This is a genomic window from Nitratireductor basaltis, assembly GCF_000733725.1.
In the GTDB taxonomy this organism is placed as follows: Bacteria; Pseudomonadota; Alphaproteobacteria; order Rhizobiales; family Rhizobiaceae; genus Chelativorans; species Chelativorans basaltis.
In genome coordinates, this window is record NZ_JMQM01000001.1 from 1,940,558 (window position 1) to 1,961,953 (window position 21,396).

At 60.1% G+C, this 21,396-nt stretch carries 19 protein-coding genes; 6 read left to right on the plus strand and 13 right to left on the minus strand.

Features of this window, described 5'->3' with window-relative positions:
• Positions 1-3 precede the first annotated feature (3 nt).
• From EL18_RS09360 to EL18_RS09380, 5 genes are all read right to left on the minus strand, one after another.
• Positions 4-1,764: an ABC transporter ATP-binding protein gene (locus EL18_RS09360; protein WP_036482183.1), complete on the minus strand. Its 1,761-nt coding sequence runs from the start codon at positions 1,762-1,764 to the stop codon at positions 4-6.
• A gap of 10 nt (positions 1,765-1,774) precedes the next feature.
• Positions 1,775-2,842, minus strand: coding sequence for an ABC transporter permease (locus tag EL18_RS09365; RefSeq protein ID WP_036482186.1), 1,068 nt, complete (start codon positions 2,840-2,842; stop codon positions 1,775-1,777).
• 74 nt (positions 2,843-2,916) lie between these two features.
• Positions 2,917-4,290 carry a CmpA/NrtA family ABC transporter substrate-binding protein gene (locus EL18_RS09370; RefSeq protein ID WP_036482189.1) on the minus strand — a complete coding sequence of 458 codons (1,374 nt, stop codon included), beginning with the start codon at positions 4,288-4,290 and terminating at the stop codon, positions 2,917-2,919.
• Positions 4,291-4,621: 331 nt separating this feature from the next.
• Entirely contained in the window at positions 4,622-5,836 is a 1,215-nt protein-coding gene (locus EL18_RS09375) for a CmpA/NrtA family ABC transporter substrate-binding protein (protein WP_036482192.1), read from the minus strand.
• Positions 5,837-6,436, minus strand: coding sequence for an ANTAR domain-containing response regulator (locus tag EL18_RS09380; protein WP_036482195.1), 600 nt, complete (start codon positions 6,434-6,436; stop codon positions 5,837-5,839).
• Positions 6,437-6,713: 277 nt separating this feature from the next.
• Between EL18_RS09380 and EL18_RS09385 the strand changes: the two genes are divergently transcribed.
• A complete protein-coding gene (locus tag EL18_RS09385; protein ID WP_051914191.1) occupies positions 6,714-7,373 on the plus strand; it encodes a TetR/AcrR family transcriptional regulator in 660 nt (219 codons plus the stop codon).
• Here the strand turns inward: EL18_RS09385 and EL18_RS09390 are convergent.
• The 5 genes from EL18_RS09390 to EL18_RS09410 all read right to left on the minus strand — a co-directional run bounded on the left by EL18_RS09390 (position 7,363) and on the right by EL18_RS09410 (position 12,140).
• Positions 7,363-8,043: a TetR/AcrR family transcriptional regulator gene (locus EL18_RS09390; protein ID WP_036482197.1), complete on the minus strand. Its 681-nt coding sequence runs from the start codon at positions 8,041-8,043 to the stop codon at positions 7,363-7,365. The genes EL18_RS09385 and EL18_RS09390 overlap by 11 nt on opposite strands.
• The gene (locus tag EL18_RS09395) at positions 8,006-9,526 is read right to left on the minus strand and encodes a tripartite tricarboxylate transporter permease (protein WP_036482200.1); all 1,521 of its coding nucleotides are present in this window, start codon (positions 9,524-9,526) and stop codon (positions 8,006-8,008) included. Before EL18_RS09395 ends, EL18_RS09390 begins: the two co-directional genes overlap by 38 nt.
• A 15-nt stretch (positions 9,527-9,541) precedes the next feature.
• Positions 9,542-10,075, minus strand: a complete 534-nt coding sequence (locus EL18_RS09400) for a tripartite tricarboxylate transporter TctB family protein (protein ID WP_036482202.1) — start codon at positions 10,073-10,075, stop codon at positions 9,542-9,544.
• Positions 10,076-10,150: 75 nt separating this feature from the next.
• A complete protein-coding gene (locus tag EL18_RS09405; protein WP_051913965.1) occupies positions 10,151-11,179 on the minus strand; it encodes a Bug family tripartite tricarboxylate transporter substrate binding protein in 1,029 nt (342 codons plus the stop codon).
• 121 nt (positions 11,180-11,300) lie between these two features.
• Entirely contained in the window at positions 11,301-12,140 is an 840-nt protein-coding gene (locus tag EL18_RS09410) for a sugar phosphate isomerase/epimerase family protein (RefSeq protein ID WP_036482205.1), read from the minus strand.
• A gap of 151 nt (positions 12,141-12,291) precedes the next feature.
• Here EL18_RS09410 and EL18_RS09415 point away from each other — a divergent pair, with 151 nt between their 5' ends.
• The 4 genes from EL18_RS09415 to EL18_RS09430 are packed head-to-tail and all read left to right on the plus strand — an operon-like array spanning position 12,292 to position 16,886.
• Entirely contained in the window at positions 12,292-13,416 is a 1,125-nt protein-coding gene (locus EL18_RS09415) for a Gfo/Idh/MocA family protein (protein ID WP_036482208.1), read from the plus strand.
• Between the two features lie 13 nt (positions 13,417-13,429).
• Entirely contained in the window at positions 13,430-14,596 is a 1,167-nt protein-coding gene (locus EL18_RS09420) for a dihydrodipicolinate synthase family protein (RefSeq protein ID WP_036482211.1), read from the plus strand.
• Positions 14,597-14,628: 32 nt separating this feature from the next.
• On the plus strand, positions 14,629-16,062 hold the full coding sequence (locus EL18_RS09425; RefSeq protein WP_036482214.1) for an enolase C-terminal domain-like protein: 1,434 nt from the start codon (positions 14,629-14,631) through the stop codon (positions 16,060-16,062).
• Positions 16,059-16,886 (plus strand): sugar phosphate isomerase/epimerase family protein, encoded by an 828-nt coding sequence (locus EL18_RS09430; RefSeq protein ID WP_036482217.1) that lies wholly within the window; start codon positions 16,059-16,061, stop codon positions 16,884-16,886. The genes EL18_RS09425 and EL18_RS09430 overlap by 4 nt, the downstream gene beginning before the upstream one ends.
• Positions 16,887-16,907: 21 nt before the next feature.
• Here the strand turns inward: EL18_RS09430 and EL18_RS09435 are convergent, their stop codons facing one another.
• Positions 16,908-18,863, minus strand: a complete 1,956-nt coding sequence (locus EL18_RS09435) for a putative bifunctional diguanylate cyclase/phosphodiesterase (protein WP_036482220.1) — start codon at positions 18,861-18,863, stop codon at positions 16,908-16,910.
• A 50-nt stretch (positions 18,864-18,913) separates the two neighbouring features.
• On the minus strand, positions 18,914-19,435 hold the full coding sequence (locus EL18_RS09440; protein ID WP_081871139.1) for a putative pterin-binding protein: 522 nt from the start codon (positions 19,433-19,435) through the stop codon (positions 18,914-18,916).
• Between the two features lie 224 nt (positions 19,436-19,659).
• Between EL18_RS09440 and EL18_RS09445 the strand changes: the two genes are divergently transcribed.
• Positions 19,660-20,358 carry an FkbM family methyltransferase gene (locus EL18_RS09445; protein ID WP_425277138.1) on the plus strand — a complete coding sequence of 233 codons (699 nt, stop codon included), beginning with the start codon at positions 19,660-19,662 and terminating at the stop codon, positions 20,356-20,358.
• Positions 20,359-20,377: 19 nt separating this feature from the next.
• Here EL18_RS09445 and EL18_RS09450 read toward each other — a convergent pair whose 3' ends face one another.
• The gene (locus tag EL18_RS09450) at positions 20,378-21,304 is read right to left on the minus strand and encodes a sugar kinase (protein WP_036482226.1); all 927 of its coding nucleotides are present in this window, start codon (positions 21,302-21,304) and stop codon (positions 20,378-20,380) included.
• Positions 21,305-21,396: the final 92 nt, after the last annotated feature.

Sequence of the window (21,396 nt, forward strand, 5' to 3'; positions counted from 1 at the left end):
AGCTTACTCCGCTGCGGTTAGGTTGGTCGCCGCGTTCTTCTGGCGGGCGATGCGTTCCGACCGTTTTCGAGAAATGGATTGCAGCTGCGCCTTTGTCGGATTGGCACCGCCTTCATAGGCTTCGAGGAATTCGAGCAGTTCTTCGCGATAGGCATAGTAGTCGGGGTGGCCAAGCAGCGCCTTGCGCGAGCGCGGACGCTCCAGGTCAACGTCCATGATGTTGCCGATCCGGGCATTGGGTCCGTTCGACATCATCACCACCCGGTCGGCCAGCAGAATGGCCTCGTCGACATCGTGGGTAACGCAAATGGCGGTGACCTGAGTACGCTTCCAGACATCCATCAGCACGTCCTGCAGCTCCCAGCGGGTCAGGCTGTCGAGCATGCCGAACGGCTCATCGAGCAGCAGCAGCTTGGGCGACAAGGCGAAAGCACGGGCGATACCCACTCGCTGCTTCATGCCGTTCGACAGATCAGAAGCCACGCGGTGCATGGAATCGAGCAGGCCGACGCGCTGCAGATAGTATTCCGCCACGTCGTTGCGTTCCGCCTGGGTCGCGTTCGGGTACACCCGGTCGACACCGAGTGCGACATTCTCATAGGCCGTCAGCCATGGCATCAGCGATGGTGCCTGAAACACCACCGCCCGGTCGGGTCCTGCCTGGGTGATGTGCTTGCCGTCGAGGATGATCGCGCCTTCGGTGATCGGGTTGAGACCCGCCACCATCGACAACACCGTCGACTTGCCGCAGCCCGAATGACCGATGAGTGTGGCGAATTCGCCCTTCTTCATCTTCATCTCGAAACCGTCGACGACGGTCAGTGGCCCCTTCGGGGTCGGGTACACCTTCTTCAGCTGGCTGAATTCAAGATATCTGTCGTCCTTCAGTGCTGTGGACGCCTCGACATAAGCCTTCGGCAGCTTTTCCTTGCCGAGTGAGATCGGCACGATGTCGGGCAGGCGGATGTCACGTTCCGCCTCGGCTCCGCGCTCGGCTCCAACTTCCATCAGATAGGTGGTGATCTCGCCGCGCAGTCGAATGAAGTCCGGGTCCGAGTTCATGTCGGCCCGATTGCGGGGCCGGGCTATGGTGACCGGAAAGTCGGGGCCAAGCGTCGCGTTCGGACCCGGCTTGAGCGGTATGATCCTGTCGGCGAGAAGAATGGCTTCATCGACATCATTGGTGATGAGGATGATGGTCTTCTTCTCTTTCTGACAGATATCGGCGAACTCGTCCTGCAACTTGGCGCGGGTGAGCGCATCGAGGGCGGAGAGCGGCTCGTCGAGCAACAGCACTTCAGGCTGCATGGCGAGCGCACGCGCAACTGCGACCCGCTGGCGCATCCCGCCCGAGAGTTCCGAAGGCTTGCGATCCCGGGCATGGCTCAGCCCCACCATGTCGATATAGGTATCGGCAATGGCGGTCCGCTCGGTGCGGGACTTCTTCTTGAAGACGCTGTCGACGGCAAGGCTGACATTGCCGGCCACCGTCAGCCACGGCATCAGTGAGTATGACTGGAACACGACACCGCGCTCAGGCCCGGGCCCGTCGATTTCCGTTCCCTTGTAGATCACTCCGCCCTCATCGGGCTCGATCAGCCCGGCGAGCAGGGAGATCAGGGTTGTCTTGCCCGAGCCGGAGAAGCCGACAATGGCGATGAACTCGCCCGCTTCCACCTTCAGGTTGATGTTGCTCAACACATCCGTGCGCTTGGCACCTTCGCCATAGGACTTGGACAGCCCGGATATTTCCAGAATGGTCATTGCGTCCCTCCTACCGGTTTGCCGAGAAGGTGAAGGCGCGCTGCAGGGCGAACATCAGCCGGTCGAGCATGAAGCCGATAATGCCAATGGTCAGAACCGCGACCATGATCTTGGCGAGTGACTGGGACGAGCCGTTTTGAAATTCATCCCAGACGAATTTGCCCAGACCGGGGTTCTGCGCCAGCATTTCAGCCGCGATCAGCACCATCCAGCCTACCCCCAGCGATAGGCGCAGTCCGGTGAAGATCAGTGGCAAGGCCGACGGCAGCACCACCCGGGTTATGGTGCGCGAGGTTGGCAATTGCAGCACGCGCCCGACATTCATCAGGTCCTTGTCGACCGAAGCCACGCCGAGTGCCGTGTTGATCAGCGTCGGCCACATCGAGCAAAGCGTGACGGTTACCGCCGAGATCAGCAGCGACTTTGGCATCCAGTCATAGGGCGTGGCATATGTGGCCGAGATGATCATGGTCACGATTGGCAGCCAGGCCAGCGGCGACACCGGCTTGAAGATCTGGATCAGCGGATTTATCGCGCCATTGAAGGTTTTCGACAGGCCCGAGCCGATTCCCAGCGGAACCGCGATCAGGGTGGCGATGCCAAAACCGAGACCAACAGTCAGCAGCGATGTGACGATCTGGTCGAGATAGGTTGGCTTGCCGGTGTAAGTGCGGAATTTCGGCTCCTTTCCGGCGGCAACCAGCTTCTCGTTGCGCTGGTCCTGGCGCTCGTAGAAAGCCGCAGCTTTCTCGCGTTCACGGGTGTGGTCGTCCCAGAGATTGCCGGCCTGTTCCCAGACTTCCACCGGACCGGGGACAGCACCAAGGGAGGTCTCCACCTTCGGGGCGAGAACGCCCCATGCAAGGAGGAAGGCCAGGATGCCCAGAAGCGGGACAAGCAACACCCGCTTGAGTTCAGCCAACTGTGCCCGCGGGCTGTCACCAGCGATCATGCGCAGGATCGGAACCAGCCATGAAAAGCCGAGTGCATCGAGCCAGCCGCTTGCTTTGCTGATGACGGAGAAGACCTTTTCGCGGCCGCTGAGGGCAATTGGTGCGGTATCGGTGGCATTTGCCATCGTTTCAGATCCTTCTGAAAAGACATTCCGGGGTGGAGTGCCCCGCAGGGCGCTCCGCATGGTTGCTGCAGGCCTCAGCCGCCTACGACTTCCTCGCCCTTGAGACCGATGGTCAGGCTGTCGAGATAGTCGTTTGGCGCCTTGCCGTCATAGGCGATGCCATCAATGATGTCGGCGGCAGGTGTAGGCGCGCGGTAGCCGTCCGTGTCCCAGGGGAAGTCGGCTTCGGCCACATGGCCTTCGTCGACCAGCATGCGGGCAGCTTTCAGATAGATGTCCGGCAGGTAGACCGACTTGGCAGTCTCGTGGAACCACTCATCCGACTTGGCCTCCGGGATCTGGCCCCAGCGGCGCATCTGGGTCAGATACCAGACCGCGTCGGAATAATAGGGATAGGTGGCGTAGTAGCGGTAGAAGACGTTGAAGTCCGGCACCGCGCGCTTGTCGCCCTTCTCGTATTCGAACGTGCCGGTCATCGAGTTGGCGATCACTTCGGCATCGGCACCTACATATTCCGAACGCGCCAGGATCTCGACGGCTTCTGCCCGGTTGGCATTGTCGTTCTCGTCAAGCCATTTTGCCGCGCGGATCAGCGCCTTCGTGAGCGCGAGCGTGGTGTTGGGATTCTCCTCGGTAAACTCCTTGGTCAGACCGAAGACCTTTTCCGGGTTGTTCTTCCAGATTTCGTAGTCGGTGATCACCGGCACGCCGATGCCCTTGAACACGGCGGCCTGGTTCCACGGTTCGCCGACGCAATAGCCGTCGATCGTGCCTGCCTCCAGCGTGGCCGGCATTTGCGGCGGAGGCGTCACCGACAGAAGCGCATCGGCGCCGATCTGGCCGGAAACATCCGATGGCGAATAGTAGCCGGGATGGATGCCGCCCGATGCAAGCCAGTAGCGCAGTTCATAATTGTGGGTGGAGACCGGGAACACCATGCCCATGTTGAACGGGCGGCCCTGCGCCTTGAACCCGTCGACAACCTTTTTCAGCGCATCGGCCTTGATCGGATGCACCGGCTTGCCGTCGGGCCCTTTTTCAAGGTGCGGCTTCATCAGCTCCCATACCTCGTTCGACACGGTGATGCCGTTGCCGTTGAGATCCATGGAAAACGGGGTGACGATGTGCGCCTTGGTGCCGAAGCCGATGGTCGCAGCAAGCGGCTGGCCCGCCAGCATATGAGCACCATCAAGCTCTCCCGTGATGACACGATCGAGCAGCACCTTCCAGTTGGCTTGCGGCTCAAGCGTGACGAACAGGCCCTCGTCCTCGAAGTAGCCCTTCTCATAGGCGATGGCCAAGGGCGCCATGTCCGTGAGCTTGATGAAACCGAATTTCAACTCGTCCTTCTCGACGTCGAGCATCTCGGCCTGGCCGGGTGTCAGCATGCTCGCGGACGCCAGGGCGAGCGTGCTTAGTGCAAGGGCGGTACGCCGTGTGAAATTCATGATCACTCCCTGTCTCCTCTGGCGGCCGTGTGTGTGACCGCGATAAAAAAAAGCCGCCAAATCGAGAGTCCCCGCGGAAGGATGCGGAAAACTTCGATTTGGCGGCGTTGCCTAGATAGATCCCTCGTTGGACCCTATGTCAGCCTTGTAAAGCTACTCCAAGCCATGCAACGGGCATGCCACTTTCAGAAAAAATTCTTTTTTCGTTTGATATCATGCACTTGCTTTTCTGCTCAATTTACGAGCAGATTTATTTTCTGCGCACATATTATGCAAATCAGATAGGGCAAAGACTAAAAAACAGCCAACCTGCCCTGTTTCACCGGACAGTTCAGTCTGCCTGACGTGCGATATAGGCATCCAGCCCGTCGGGATCGAAGATCGTTCCGTCGAAGAACCCGTCCGGGCCGAGATACAGGAATTGGGAGGAGGCACCGACAGCAGTCGTCTCCCTCAACGCCCCTTCCACCTTGGAGTTTGCAGACGGCACGGGAACGTCAATCCCGGTCAATGCAGCGCGGTAGATGTCCGGTCGGTAGCTCTTGCGCACCATTTCCGCATGTTCTGCAGAATGGCCGACATAGCCACAGCGCACCATCTGGGAATAGAACCACAAGGCATGGCTCTGCCAGGGGAAGGTTGCAGCACGGGCATGCGGCTGAAAGAAATCCCGCCCCTCATTGGGTGCAGACATTCCTAAAATGGAGCCGTCAAGCGCCGGCAGGATGAACTCGACAGGTTGGTCGAGATAGGAAGAAGAGCCAAGAAGCGACGCCAGTTCGAAGTGGTTTGCGGACTGGCCGCACCACTCGGCCGCGCGATAGAGCGCGCGCAGGAGGGCGTGAAGTGTTTCGGTATTCTCACCCGCCCAGTCTTCCCGTACCGCCAGCACCTTTTCAGGACTTGAAGCCCAGATCGAGGATTTGGTGGTGATGATCTGCCCGGCGCCCCGGGCCACACCCACCGAATTCCAGGGTTCGCCGACGCAATAGCCGTCGATCTGACCCGATGCCAGCGCATCGGCCATAAGCGACGGCGGCAGGATGACGATCTCGATATCGCGGTCGGGGTTGATCCCGGAGGCGCTGAGCCAGTAGCGCAATTCGAAGTTATGTCCGGAGAAAGGATGGACGACACCGAATTGCAGCGGTTTTTCGCCGCTTGATCTGCCTTCCGCAACGACATCGGCAAGGGCCCGTCCCGCCACTGCGGCATCCAGCCCACTAAACCCGCTGCCCTCCTGCATCCGAGCCAGCAGCGCATTGCTGACAGTGATCGCATTGCCGCCCAAACCAAGCGCCATCGGCGCGATGAGCCGCGTGTCGAAGGGCGTCAGCCCCAAATTGGCGGCGATGGGCATCGGTGCCAGAGCATGGGAAATCTCGAACTGGCCCACCGCAAGCTTGTCACGAATATTGGCCCAGGAAGTTTCGCGCACCAGATTGAGCGCGATGCCCTCGGCTTCGGCAAAGCCACGTTCCTTCGCGGCAATCAGGATGGCACTGTCGGTCAGGGGCAGAAACCCGGCACTGAGTTCCGTGATCATCTAGCTGCCCTCGTCCCCAAGCAACCGCGCCGACATGACGAGGCTTTCCGCCACATCCACGATCTTGCGGTTTCCGTTCATTGCTGCCTTGCGCAGCAGTTTGTAGGCGGTGTCTTCATCGACCCCGCGCGACTTCATGATCAGCCCTTTTGCCTGGTCGATCACCTTGCGTTGCTCGAGTGCTCCGCGGGCTTCCTCGAGTTCCCGCTCCAAACGGGAGAACGCGTTGAAGCGGCTGATCGCCATGTCGAGAATGCTCTTGACGCGCTCCTGCCGCAAACCGTCCACGACATAGGCTGAGACGCCCGCGTCAATCGCCGATTGCATGGCTTCCTTGTCGGAGCGGTCGACAAACATCGCAATCGGTCGCTTCACAGCGCGTGACAGCTGGAAGATGCTTTCGAGCATGTCCCGGTTCGGGTTCTCCAGATCAATGACGATCACATCCGGCTCATGCAGCGCAATCTTGGCCGCTATGCCGCGCATCTCGTTTATCACTGTCACCTGGTTGTGCCCGGCAGCCGCCAGCCCCGCCTCGATGATCGAAGCGCGGGTTGCGTTCTCATCAATGATCAGCACTGACGGCAGCCCTTCACCCATATGGCCACTTTGCGCAGTTCTCGAGCGCGTGCAATGCACAATTTTTCAAAATGACCGGCTTGCGAAGTTCGAAGCCGAAGGCATGCAGAGTGTCCGAACTCCCATTGGCGATGCGCTCCAGACGATCGAGGCCGCATCGGTGCGGCTTGGCTGTGCCGCAATCATGCGATCGCTTTTCCCGGCGACGCAGGTGCCCTTTTACACTTCAAAAGCGCCCGTGCATCCAATTGCCTTCTCCCTTATAACGCTCCGACGACAGTCAGCGGGAGGGCCTCGCGTGGGGCGTGAGAGGGTTTTGGAAAGCGAAAAGGGCCGGCGCAGGGCGACGCGGGATCCGGAGCGGACGCAGGCGCTGATCCTGGAGGCGGCGACGGCGGAGTTTGCCGAGAAGGGCATTGCTGGCGCGCGGGTCGACACGATTGCCGAGCGTGCGGGCACAAACAAGCGCATGCTCTACCACTATTTCGGCGACAAGACCGGGTTATATGTTGCGGTACTTGAAGCGGCCTATGCCTCCATCCGCTTGGCCGAGCGGGAGCTGGATATTGCTCACAAGCCGCCCGTTGCCGCCCTGTCGGAGCTGACACGCTTCACCTGGCATTATTTTCTCGAACATCCTGAGTTCATCAGCCTCCTGAACACGGAAAATCTGTGCAAGGCCGAGCATCTCAAGGGCTCGCAGCGCATTACGGACATGCATTCGCATTTCGTGAGCGAGTTGGAGGACGTCCTGAAGCGGGGGCGCGAGGAAGGCATCTTTCGGCCCGGCATAGACCCGGTGCATGTCTATCTGACCATTGCAGGCCTTGGATATTTCTACCTGTCGAACCGGCATACCTTGTCGGCGATATTCGGTCGTGAACTGTCCCGGGAAGAAGAACTGTCCCAATGGGAAACGCGCATGGTCGAAACGGTGCTGGCCAGCGTCAGGCTTTGATGCGCAGGTGATCGAGGACCATTTCGACGGCATGGTCTTCACGCTGCCTCACCTCGGTTTCCTGCGCCAGGTCCTTCTCGAAAATCACCGACAGGGTGGCGTTGTTCGAGAAGTAGAAATAGCCGAGTGCGGCGATGGAAATGTAAAGCTGCACCGGGTCGACATCATCGCGAAACACACCCGACCTGCGGCCACGCGTGATCAGCTTGCGCAACTGATCGACCAGGGGCGAATGAAGGCCGTGCATTTCCGGCAGGGTGCGCAGATAGCGCGCCTGCAGCAGGTTCTCGTTGGTCAGGATGGCGATGAACCAGGGGCATTGGCGGAAATGGCGAAGGGTGAAGCGGACCAAACGTTCCACCGCCTCCACCGGCTCATATTGGTCGAGTTCCAACGCCTGTTCGCCCTCACGGATCTCGCGATAGGCTTCCGACAGAACCGCGCAGTACAGCGCGTCCTTGTTGCCGAAATAATGATAGAGCATGCGCTTGTTGGTCTCGGCGCGATCGGCGATCGCATCAATGCGCGCGCCTTCCAGCCCCTTCTCGGCAAATTCTGCCCGCGCAGCGGCCAGAATGCTGCTTTGGGTGCGCGCGGCATCGCGCACCCTCGCCCGAGGCTTTCGCCGCCGTTCAGCTGGCGCCGTTCGGGCTGAAACGCTTGAAGACATTTGCCACTCCCCGATTTACCGCCGGCATGCTCATGAGAACCGTGATCATGATCACCGCGAACAGAACCGCACTGATCGGGCGGGTGAAGAAAGGCGTGACATCGCCATCTGAAATCAGCAGTCCCCTGCGCAGATTGACGTCCAGCAGATCACCCAGGATGATACCAAGAACGAGCGGTGCCATGGGATAGCGCATCTGGCGCAACACGAAGCCGATCAGGCCGAATGCCACCATCACATAGACGTCGAACATGCGCTGCGTGATGGCGAAGGAGCCGACGACGCAAAGAACATAGACGACAGGCATCAGCTTCTCGCGCGGCACCAGAAGCACGCGCACGAGCAGCTTGGTGAGCGACAGGCCATAAATGGTGATCGCAATCGTGGACAGAAGCAGTATGCCGACGATCTGATAGAGGAATTGCGGGTTTTCCTGCATCAGCATGGGGCCCGGCCTGATGCCGTGGATGAACATGGCTGCGATCAGGACGGCGGCGGATGCCGAACCGGGCAGTGCCAGTGTCAGGGTCGGGATCATGGCACCGGGGATCACGGCCGAATTGCCTGTCTCGGCTGCGACCAGACCTTCCACGGACCCCTTGCCGAACTGGTCTGCTTCCTTGCTCTTGCGCCGGGCTGCGGCGTAGGAGGCCCAGGAGCCGATGTCTTCGCCGACGCCGGGAATGATACCGGCGATGGTTCCGATAATGCCGGATCGGATGGTGGTGCGCCAATAGCGGGTAAGGTCGCTCAGGCGTGGAAGAACCCGATCGTCACTGGTGACGAGTTTCGGCGTGATCCGGTCCTTCATCACGCCCAGGATTTCGGCGAAGCCGAAAGCGCCAACCATGGCGGGGATCAGGTCGACACCACCGCCGAGGCTGGGAATGCCGAAGGTGAAACGCTGGAAAGCGTGCAGGCCTTCCATGCCGATCATGGCCACCAAGAGGCCCAGAATACCCGCGACATATCCCTTGAGCGGGTCGTCAATGGCGGTAAGGCGGCCGGAAATCAGCACACCGAACAGCGCAAGCCAGAAGAACTCATAGGAACCGAAGCGCAGGGCGAACTCCGCCAGAAGCGGGGCGATGAGCGAGAGGAATGCTATGCCCACCAATGTTCCAAGCGCGGAGGAGGTGGTGGCAATCCCCATGGCCATGCCGGCCTTGCCCGCGCGGGCCAGCGGATAGCCGTCGAGAGTGGTCGCGGCACTCGCAGGTGTGCCAGGGATGGCCAGCAGGATAGCAGAGCGGCTGCCGCCATAGATTGCGCCCACATAGAGCGCCATGAGACACAGGATCGCCTGGTCCGGCGGCATCTTGTAGGTAAGCGTGACGAGAAGAGCGACACCCATTGTTGCCGTCAGTCCCGGCAGCGCGCCGATCACGACGCCCAGCAGGCTTGCCCAGGCGAGGTTGAACAGTCCCTCGGGCGTCATGAAATGCGCGATACCGGCGCCGAGCAGTGTGAAACCTTCAAACATTTGCAATTGCTCCGGCTATGGCAGGCGAACGAGGAAGCCGTCTTCGAAAACGACCGTCACAAGACCGGCCACGATCACGGCCTGCACCAGCGCCCACAATGCGGCACGCGGGAGCGGCTTCGGATTTGTTGAGGCCCATGTCTCGAAAACGAATATGAAGCTGAAGACGAAGAGCGCGGTCGCAAGCCAGAACGGGATAAGCCCCACCAGAACCAGCGCATAAATCAGTGCGAGCGCGACGACGATCAGGAAGCGCCCGGCTTCAGGCTCCTTGAAGACGGAGAAGAAATCGGCGAATCGTGCGCCCTGGCTGTTTGCCACGGCACGCCATGCCAAAACCGCGCCGCACAGAGCCAAAGCCAATCCGAGCAGTCCAGGAACCAGACCCGGAACGGTAGCAGGGTGAATGCCGCGCACTTCCAGTCGCGGCATGATCCACGACCAATAGGCGATAGCCGATCCAAGCAGAGTGAACACAATGCCCGTCAGCAGGTCGGCACGGTTCATCCGACGTTCGACCAGTGGTTCTTCCGGTGCCATATCGCTCATCGTCGTCCCTCCCCGGACGCAGAAGCCGACATCTGCGTAGAGATGTCGGCTCCAGTTCTCAGCAGGCCCTAAGCCTTACATTTCGCTCTTGGTGTCGCAATCGATGCCAATGGTTGAGGGGTCATTGACCATGGTGCCGCGCTCTTCTGCCGAGCAGGCTTCCTCGATCACAACCGGCATGGCGCGCTTGCGTGCCTCCTCACCATAGGACGGAGCGAAGACCGCGCCGTTCTTCTCCGCATATTCGCGAAGAGCGTCGGAATTCATGACCTTCTCTTCCCAGATGCGGTTCATGGTCGTGACCACTTCCTCCGGAACGCCGTTGGGAATGAAGATGCCGAAATAATCGGCTGCGATCGGGAAGTCCGGCAGGAAATCGGTGATGGGCGGGATCGGATCGGCACCCTCGATCTGCAGCGGCTGGTCGGACAGAACAGCAAGAGCACGCAGACGGCCACCACGGATCAGTTCGGCCTGCTCGACGGCAAGCTGTGTGGTGACCATTGCCTCGCCGGATGCAGTGGCGATTGCAGCAGGTCCGCCGCCATCATAGGCAACCATGCGATATTCGAAGTCGCCCTCGTGACCCAGGCCGGCAATCGCCATGCCGCCGGACGACGTCACGCCAGCGGTGCCGACTGTAATCTCCGTACCGCGCTCCTTGAAAGCTGCCAGAAGTTCGTTGAAGTCCTTGAACTCGCTGTCTGCGGGAACGGATACGACGGGAACATTGGCGACCGACAGATAGATGTGCCAGTCGTCGATTTTCGTGTCGGGGATGAGGCCCGTCACCGTGTAAGTCGCGTTGTTGGCGATGGCATTCGCCGTCCAGGTGTAGCCATCCTTCGGTGCATTGAGCACTTCCTGCGTGCCGACAGCACCGGATGCGCCGGGCTGGTTGACGACAACGATCGGCTGGCCGAGCGCCTCGGAGATGATCGGTGCGGTGACGCGGGTCACCTGGTCGGTCGAACCGCCAGCGCCCCATGGCACGATAATGTTGATCGGACGGTCCGGCTGCCACTCCTGGGCAAGCGCCGGTGCAGCAGAAATCGCATAAGCAGATACAGCCGCAGCAAGCGCGGCTTTGGTCATGAGACCCATGTCTTCCTCCCTGAAGATATCTCTCCCCGGAACCCCTCCTTCAGGCCCCGACGATGCCTCAACTGTGCGACCAGTCGGCGCGACTGTCAAGTAAGTAACTGGTTAGTTCTTTTATTGCAGATCATGCCAGAGCGTCGAGGACACCTAGGACATAGCCGATTGCCCGGGCGGCTGACGCGCGTCCATCGGGGCGATATTCGAACGGCTCCATGGCCAATGCGCCCGTATAGCCACCCGCCTTCAAAACCCGGAGAAACGGAGGGATCGCGTCCCGTTTTGCCGGATCATCAGATTGACCGGGCCCTTGCCGGTTTATGGCGTTGAGCTGCACATGAGCGAGCCTGTTCTGGCTCAACAGATGCTGCGCGACCCTACAAAGCCCTTCGGGCTCTTCCTGGGAGGCATGGCTCACATCGAGCATCAGCTGCAGCCCTTCGCTGTCGGCCTCCTCCACGATGGACCGGGCATCTTCGATGCGGTTGATGAAGTTGCATTCCCTGCTGTTGATCGCCTCGATACAATAGGCAATCCCCGCCTTTCGTGCGTGCTCACCGGCAGCCTTGAAGTGCTGAATGGCCTGTGCGCGCTGTGCTGGGGGGTTAACATCGATACGGCGCTGTTGCGGCGATCCGTGGACCATCACTTTGGCACCAAGTGCCTCAGCCAGATCGACCAGACGCAGCAGCGAATCGCGGGTGAATGACACTGTCTCTTCATCAAGCGCGGTAATGTTGATGCCGGGCGGCGCCAAGGTGATGTAGTGGAGGCTTGTGACTTCCAGCCCTTCCCCTTCAACTGTCCTGCGAATCTCGTGCAACTCAGCCGAAGTGAGCGCCAACGGATTCTGTGCCAGCGTCATGGGGGCGATCTCGAGCCCGTCATAGCCAAGCGATTTGGCGAAAGCACATTGCTCCGCCAAAGGCATGGGCTGCAGCACCTCGTTGCAAATTGCCAGTTTCATGAAATCCCTCCCGTCACACACATCTCCTGCCCGTATCCACGCAATCAGTCAGATCATCGCTTGACAGGCAGCACAAGCATCAAATAAGTAACTGGTTAGTTACATATTGCCAAGGGAGGAAACATTGGCCACACGTCGTATAGGCATCATCATGCACGGCATTACCGGGCGCATGGGCTATAACCAGCATCTGGTGCGTTCAGTGCTTGCGATCCGCGATCAGGGCGGTGTTCAGCTCTCCAATGGCGATACGCTGCAGGTCGACCCGATCCTTGTCGGGCGCAATCTGGAAAAGGTGAAGGCGGTCGCGGAGAAACACGGCGTTGCCCGCTATTCCGACGATCTGGACGGCGCACTGGCCAATCCGGAAGACGAGATTTTCTTCGATGCAGGCGCCACGAAAATCCGCGCCGGTCTGCTTGAGAAGGCGCTGGCTGCGGGCAAGCATGTCTATTGCGAAAAGCCGACTTCGGATGATCTGGAAATCGCCATTGATATTGCCAAGAAGGCGCGCGCTTCCGGTCTCAAGCACGGCGTCGTGCAGGACAAGCTCTATCTGCCGGGCCTCATGAAGCTGAAGATGCTGCGCGACAGCGGCTTTTTCGGCGAAATCCTCTCGGTGCGCGGCGAGTTCGGCTACTGGGTCTTCGAAGGCGACTGGCAGAAGGCACAGCGTCCGTCCTGGAACTACCGCAAGGAGGATGGCGGCGGCATCATCATCGATATGCTGTGCCACTGGCGCTATGTGCTCGACCACACTTTCGCACCGGTCAAATCCGTCTCCTGCCTTGGCGCAACGCATATCCCGACGCGCGTTGACGAAAACGGGAAGACCTACAAGGCCGATGCCGACGATGCGGCCTATGCAACCTTCGAGCTGGAAGGCGGCATCATTGCGCAGGTCAATTCAAGCTGGGCAGTGCGGGTGCGCCGTGACGATCTCGTCACCTTCCAGGTGGATGGCACGCATGGCTCCGCCGTTGCCGGTCTGCACAAATGCTGGACCCAGCACCGCGTGAACACGCCAAAGCCGGTCTGGAACCCCGACCAGCCGCAGACCATGGACTTTTTCGACGACTGGGAGGAAGTGCCGGACAACTGGCCTGCCGACAACGGCTTCAAGGTTCAGTGGGAAGAGTTCCTGCGCCATGTCGCCGAAGACGCGCCCTGGGAATTCGGTCTGGAAGCGGGCGCGCGCGGTGTCCAGCTTGCCGAGCTCGGCCTCAAATCCTGGGAAGAGCGCCGCTGGCTCGATGTTCCTGAACTGAAATTCTAAGGGAGCGGCAACAATGCTGAACCTTCCCAATCCCGACGGCAGTGTTTCGGCCTACAGGCTGAAAAACACGCCGGTTCAACTGGAAAAGCGTGATGCGGCTGGTTTCAGCCGCATCGCCTATGCCGCCGCCCATGTGGTGGCCGACCCGCTTGCCAACAATGATCCTTGGGTGAACCCGGCGATCGACTGGGAGCGGACGCTGGCCTTCCGCCATCACCTCTGGGACCTTGGCCTTGGCGTGGCCGAGGCCATGGACACCGCACAGCGCGGCATGGGCCTTGGCTGGCCGGAAGCACGCGAGCTTATTGAGCGAGCGCTCAAGGAAGCCAGGTCACGTCCCGGCGCTGTGATCGCCTGCGGTGCGGGAACCGACCATCTCGCACCCGGCCCCGATGTGACGATCGACCAGATCATCGCGGCCTATGAGGAACAGATCGAGGCGGTGGAAGCCCATGGCGGACGCATCATCCTCATGGCCAGCCGCGCGCTGGCGGCAGCGGCAAAAAGTCCGGACGACTATGCCCGCGTCTATGACCGCATTCTTTCCCAGGTGAAGGAGCCGGTCATCATCCATTGGCTGGGCGAGATGTTCGATCCGGCCTTGGAAGGCTATTGGGGCGAAAACGACCATATGGCCGCCATGGATGTGGCGCTTGGCGTGATTGCGGCCAATGAAGACAAGGTCGACGGCATCAAGATTTCGCTTCTCTCCAAGGAAAAGGAAATCACGATGCGCCGCAAGCTGCCCCAGTCGGTGCGCATGTATACCGGCGATGACTTCAACTATGCGGAACTGATCTCGGGCGACGCGGAAGGCCATTCCGATGCGCTTCTGGGCATTTTCGATGCCATCGCGCCTGTCGCGTCCTCCGCGTTGGAAGCACTTGGAAAGGGTGAGGAGAAAAAGTTCTTCGACCTGCTCGACCCGACGGTGCCCCTCTCGCGTCACATCTTCAAGGCCCCTACCCGCTTCTACAAGACGGGCGTGGTGTTCCTTGCATGGCTGAACGGCCTGCAGGACCATTTCACCATGATCGGCGGCCAGGAATCGACGCGGACCACCCAGCATCTGGCGGAGTTGTTCCGCCTTGCCGATGATGCGCGTGTCCTGCTTCAACCCGACCTTGCGGTTGAGCGCATGCGTGCCCTGATGGCCGTGCGCGGTGTGGAGCAAGGCTAGGCTGCGCCAGCCGCTGAACAGGGGAGAGCAAAATGACGTCCTGCCCACGCATCCGCGTTGTTGAAGCAGAACTCTTCGAGCGGGACGTCCCTTTCCGCTTTGCCTTTCGGTTTGGTGCGGCCGAAGTGAAATCGGCGCGCCAGGCCTTTGTTCGGGTGCGGCTTGTCGACGAGGCGGGTGGCGTCGCGCGGGGTTGGTCCGCGGAGATGATGATGCCGAAATGGTTCGACAAGAACCCGGCACTGTCTCCGCAGGACAATGCCGAACAGCTTCGCCGCTCACTGCACCTTGCCATGCAGGCTTGTCTGAATGCGGGCAGCGGCACGGCGTTCGACCTGCACACAGCCGTCGAAGCAGAACTCCATGCAGCCTGCGAAAGCGAAGGCCTTGGTGGCCTGATCGCCTCTTTCGGACTGGCGCTGGTAGACAGGGCCATCATTGACGGCATCTGCCGCCATGTCGGATTGCCTGTCGAACGGGTTGTGCAGAAGAACCTGCTTGGAATTGATGCGCGCACCGCTCCTGATCTGGCCGGCTTCCCCCTGGACACTTTTCTCTCACGACGTCGGATCCACGCAGACATCGCGGTGCGGCACACGGTAGGTCTAGGTGATGCGCTGGACGCATCAGACCTTGAGCAACAACTCGATGATGGTCTGCCGCAGACATTGGCGCAGGTAATCGCCGCCTATGGTCACCGCTGGTTCAAGCTGAAAATCGGCGGAGATGTCGAAGCAGACCTGGCGCGGCTGGAACGCGTTGCCGCAATACTCGAACGCGAGCAGCCGGATTACCGCGCCACGCTTGACGGCAATGAGCAGTATCGCGACGAAGATCATGTGCTGGAGCTGTTGGACGGACTGGAGCGCAATGCACGGCTCGCAAAGCTGCGCGAACACATCGTCTTCCTCGAACAGCCGATCGCACGTGCAAGGGCGCTTGAGGCTCCCATCGGAAAACTGGCCACGCGCATATCCGTGGAAGTCGACGAGTCGGACGCTTCCATGGATGCCTTTGTGCGGGGCAAGGCGCTTGGCTATTCCGGAGTTTCCTCGAAATCCTGCAAGGGTTTCTACCGCGCATTGTTGAATCGCGCGCGGGTCGAACTCTGGAACAATGCAGCCGGGCGCAAACTGTTCTTCATGTCGGCGGAAGATTTGACCACACAGGCAGGCCTTGGCCTGCAGCAGGATCTTGCCCTGGCCGGTCTTATCGGAACCGAGCATGTGGAGCGCAACGGTCATCACTTCGTGCGCGGCATGCCAGGTGTTCCCGAAACGGAACTGCGGCAATGGGCGCAGGCGCATGGCGATCTTTATCGGCCGCTTGGCCAGAGCCTGCAGCTTGATATTCGCGACGGACGCATCTCGCTGAAAAGCGTTGGCGCGGCCACCGGGCTGGGCGCGTCCGTGGAGCCCTATTGGGCCGCAATGGAATCGATGAAACGGGAGGAAACAGCAATATGAGCCTGAAGGGCCGACTATCCATAAACCTCGCCACAACGCGCGGAAGCTGGGGCTTCAAGGACGCCGTCGAAGGCTGTCTGCGCCACGGTATCACAGCCATTGCGCCCTGGCGCGATCAGATCGCGGAGATCGGTCTTGCCGAGGCCGCACGCATCGTGAAGGAGAACGACCTTCAGGTGACAGGTCTATGTCGCGGCGGCATGTTTCCCGCGGTGGACAAGGCGGGACTGCAGGCCAATATCGACGACAACAAGCGTGCAATCGACGAAGCGGTCGCGCTCAACGCAGACTGCCTCGTTCTCGTCGTTGGCGGTCTGCCCGGCTCCTCGAAAGACATTGTCGAGGCGCGCAAGATGGTGACGGACGGGATCGCTGCCATTCTGCCTTATGCGCGCGAGAACAACATGCCGCTCGCCATCGAACCGCTGCACCCGATGTATGCCGCCGACCGCGCCTGCGTGAACACGCTGGGCCAGGCGCTGGACATCTGTGTGGAACTCGGCTCAGGCATTGGCGTCGCGATCGATGTCTATCATGTCTGGTGGGATCCGCAGCTTGAGGAGCAGATCGCGCGTGCAGGACAGATGGACGCGATCCTCGCACATCATATCTGCGACTGGCTGGTACCGACCCAGGACTTGCTTCTGGATCGCGGCATGATGGGTGACGGCGTCATCGATCTGCCGGCCATTCGCCGCATGATCGAACAGGCAGGCTTTCACGGCCCGCAGGAAGTGGAAATCTTCTCCCGGGACAACTGGTGGAAGAAGTCCGGGGACGAAGTGCTTCGGACTTGCGTGGAGCGGTTCGAAAGCGTCTGCTGATCGCGCCTGCGCGTCGCCTCATCAGGCGACGCGTTGCGTCCAGGTGCGGTTTCCGAAAAGCCGCAGCATCTCGCTTTCGGGGACCGGCTTGCTGAAGAGATAGCCTTGCGCCTCGTCACAGCCGCTATCACCCACGAGCTGCAGCTGATCCCATGTCTCGACACCTTCGGCGACTGACACGACGCCCAGCGCATCGGTCAAGCCGATGATCGCGTCGATGATGGCGCGATGGGCCGGGTTCGATTCCATGTCCGTCAGGAAGGAGCGGTCGATCTTGATCTTGTCGAAGGTGAACTTGCGCAAATAGGCAAGCGAGGAGTAGCCGGTACCAAAGTCGTCCAGCGAGACCCGGATGCCGAGTGCGCGCAGCTTGCGCAGAGCGCGATGTACGTCGGAATTCTCTTCCAGCAACAGCGTCTCGGTAACTTCCAGCTCAAGACGATGCGGCTCCAGCCCGGTTTCCCTGAGCACCTTGGTCACGGTGTCCACGATATCGGACCGCTGGAACTGCACGGCCGAAACGTTGACGGCGATATTCACCGATGACGGCAGGCGGCTGGCGGTCTTGCAGGCCTTCTTCAAGAGCCAGGCACCGAGCGAAACGATCACGCCGGTCTGCTCGGCAAGGGGGATGAATTCATCGGGCGGGACATTGCCCAAGGGCGTATGCGGCCAACGCAGCAGCACTTCCATCGTCGTGATCTTCTTCGAGTTGAGGTTCACGATCGGCTGGTAGTGCAGCGCGAAATCCTTTTCGTAATCAGCGGTACGCAGCGCAAGCTCGAGCAGACGTTTTCTTTGCAGACGCACGTCCATTTCCGGTTCGAAGAAGCGGTAGCTTCCACGCCCTGCCGCCTTTGCGCTGTACAGCGCGGAATCGGCACTGCTGAGCAGCGTGTCCCAGTCGGCCTCGTTACTTTTGGTCTGTGCAAGCCCGACGCTGACACCAATCGCCACGTCATGGCCATCGATCATGTAGGGCCAGCTGATCGATTCGATGAGTTCTTCAGCGAGGACCGAAGACGCTTCGACATCCAGGTCTTTCAGGACGACGATGAATTCGTCGCCGCCCAGACGCGCGATGATGCCCTTGTCATCGACGGATTTCTTGATGCGGCTCGCGACTTCCTGGAGCAGTGCGTCGCCCACGGGATGTCCCAGCGTGTCATTGACATGCTTGAAGTCATCGAGGTCGAGGCACATCACCGTCGTGTCCTGCGCCACGCGGTCGCCCTCGATCACGCCGTCCTCGAGAAATTCGCGCAGAAGACGACGGTTGGGCAGTCCGGTCAGAAGATCATGACGCGCCATATGGGCAAGATCGGTCGCAGCACGCTTCAGATCCTTGTTGGCGTCAGTCAAACGCGACTGCGTTTTGGCCAGGGTGCGGTTCTGAAATGCAAGCACGGCCGCCAGGGCGAGGCCGAACAGAATGAAGCCCAGCGCCGTGGCCATGAAGGTGCGGTGCACCTGGAGCAGGTCCTGCTCATATTCCGAGATTTTCACGCTGGTGAAATAGGCTGCTTCCGAAGACAGTCTGATCAGATCAGGCTCGAGCGGGGCCATGAGCGCCATGATGGCAGAGGCATGGCCCGGCTCGTCCAGATCAGCGACAAGCCCTTCCATCTCTTCAACGGCTTTGGCAACGCGCACGATCACGTCTTCGCGGAAACTCTCACCAGCCGTGAAGTCCGCGAAAAAGCCGCTTTCAAAGACATTTACCCGCCCCTTCAGGATCTCATAGCGCAGCTGAATGTCTTCGATACGCTCCTGCGTGCGCATGTTCTGGAATGCGGTGATACGCTGATAGAGGCGGATGAACTCGTTGACGCCCTGGCTGGCGCTCCAGGCCACATCGTAACGCGAGACGTGGCTGAGCGGCTTTTGCTGCTGGAATATCAGGAGCGACAGGTAACCAGCAGCGACAGCAAAGGCCAGGGTGGTCGCGATGAGACCACCCTTGAGGTACCGAAACACCGCCGAAACTCGGCTTCTGGAAGGGCCTGAGCTCTTCATCGAGTCAGCCTTCAGCGAACGACCAGGCGTGCGACTTGCCAGGCTGAGCGGGCATAATATTGCTGGCTGTGAAGGTTCTCACCATCATAGGGATAGACGATGAAGAGCGGCCCCTTGTCGCTGATCTCCATGTACTCGCCATCTCGCTTGAGCGCGAGAATGACGTCATGGTCGTAGAAGTCGCTGATCGGGATCACGGTGCTGTAGTCATTGAGTGCGCGAGCGACAAGCTCCTCGCCTTCTGAACCGACGCGTTCCAGCAAGACGCGCATCGGCACACCTTCGAAAGTGACGTCACCATCATACCAGGGCGTAGTCGTCTTTACCGTCTTTACGCCCAGCTCTTCCAGCATGGCGCGGTCAAAAACCGCTTCGCTGCCGGAATTTGTGACGGAGATCTCACCCTCGATGGTGAGAATGGTCTTGCCTTCTGGCTTGGACAGGGTCGCGTCCTGTGAATAGGCCTGACTGGCGGCAACAGCAAATAGAGCCATCGCCAGTGCTTGAACACGGCGCCCTGTTGGCAGAAACATTCCCATTTCACCGCTCCCGCTGAACGTGTTGCCGGTCAGGCCGACGACAGTATTTCCAACATCGTTGCATGGGAACGTTCACATGATGTTACCATTGCGCAGTTTGTCCCATCATCGCCCCGCAATCAGGTTCAGCTTGTCGCTTGCCGGCTCACCCAACAGGTCAAATATGCTGTAGCATGGTGGAATCAGCAGCCTGAAATTGCATGAGGGGGATGCAAGCGGTGACGCTTACTGTTCATGGCGTATTGGTTCCGATCGAACCTTCTGAAGTATCGCCGGTCATCTGGGAGGCGCTTGTCTCCGGAAGCTATGAGGCAAAGGAAGCGCGCTGGATCGCCAAATGCGTCCAGCCTGACGACCGCGTGCTGGAGCTTGGAAGTGGTGTCGGCATCGTGACGGCGCTGATCGCGCGGGTGGACAATGTGCATGTCTGGGCGTTCGAAGCCAATCCGCTGACAGCAGCGCTTGCACGCAGGGTGTTAAACGCAAATCAGATCGAGAATGTATCGCTGTCCCAGGGCGTCCTTACCGCCGGGGCGGCGCAGGAGCTGAAGTTCTATATTCGCAGCGACCTCTGGATGTCCTCGATGGACGAACAGCAGGGACCGTATTTGCGCGTCATCGAGCTTGCGTCTCAGGATATCGATGCCTTCATCGCGCGCCACGACATCAATGTCCTTGTCATGGATATCGAAGGTGCTGAGCGCGATCTGCTTTCCAAGGCCGAGTTGCCGGGCGTGGAGCGGATCTTCCTCGAGCTTCACGACCATCTCTACGGGCTGGACGGCATCCGCGATATCACGCGAGCTCTGGTTTCCAAGGGCTTTGGCTATGACCCCCGAGGCTCGAGCGGGCCATGTGTGCTGTTTTCCCGCGATGACAAGCCGCGGGTCTATCAGGAAGAGGCCGAATGGGCCTGATTGCGGGAAAGAGGCCTGCTCAGGCCGCTTCCTCTCCCAGCGCCTTCAAAACATCATCGCGCATGGGCATGGGTGCCACAGCACCAAAGCCCTGTGTTGAAAGCGCTGCGGCGGCATTGGCGTAGCGTGCAGCCTTGAACGGATCCTGAACGCGAAGATATTCCGCCAGGAAGTTGCCGTCGAAGGTGTCACCGGCACCGGTCGCATCGACTGCATTCACGCGGATGCCGGGCACCTTGCGTCGCTCATCGGGGGTGGCGATCAGGCAGCCTTCGGCACCAAGCGTCAGCGCAACCACCTTCGCGCCGTCCTTGAGATAGTGATCCGCGATCGCATCCGGATCGCTCAGACCGGTCAGTTGCTCGGCATCCTCCAGTCCCGGCAAGGCAATGTCCGTCATCGCCATCGCCGCACCCGTCATCGCGCGGGCGCGTTCAAGCGGCCAGAGCTTGAGCCGCAGATTCGTGTCGAAGGAGACAAGCGTTCCGTTTTCGCGCGCGATCGAGATGGCTTCAAGAACGGCGTCCGCTGCACTTGTGCTGATGGCCATGGAAATGCCCGACATATGCAGGATCTCCGCACCGGCGATATAATCGCGCGGCAGGTCTGCCGGCGTGACGCGGCTGGAGGCAGAACCTGCGCGCAGATATGAGAAGACATGACCGTTCTTGCCGTGGCTGACGAAATAGACGCCTGTATGGGCGTCCGACTTGCGCAACACCCGTGAGGCGTCGACATTGTTGTCCGCCCAGAGCCTGGTGATGCTGTCGCCGAATTCGTCGTCGCCCAGCGCGGTGAAGTAACCGACATCAGCGCCTGCCCGTGCGGCTGCTATCGCGCAGTTGGACGTGTCACCGCCGTGGCCGAAAAGGTAGCGTCCCGAATCGTCGACCTGGTTGAACTCGATGAGCGGCTCGCCCATGCATACGATACGCGGACTGGTCATTGACTTCTCCCTTCTGGCAAGGCGGCGGCTCCACCTTCAATTCCGCCTCTTTCAAGTCGATTTGAAGCGGAACGGCAAGCGCCAGCGGGCGA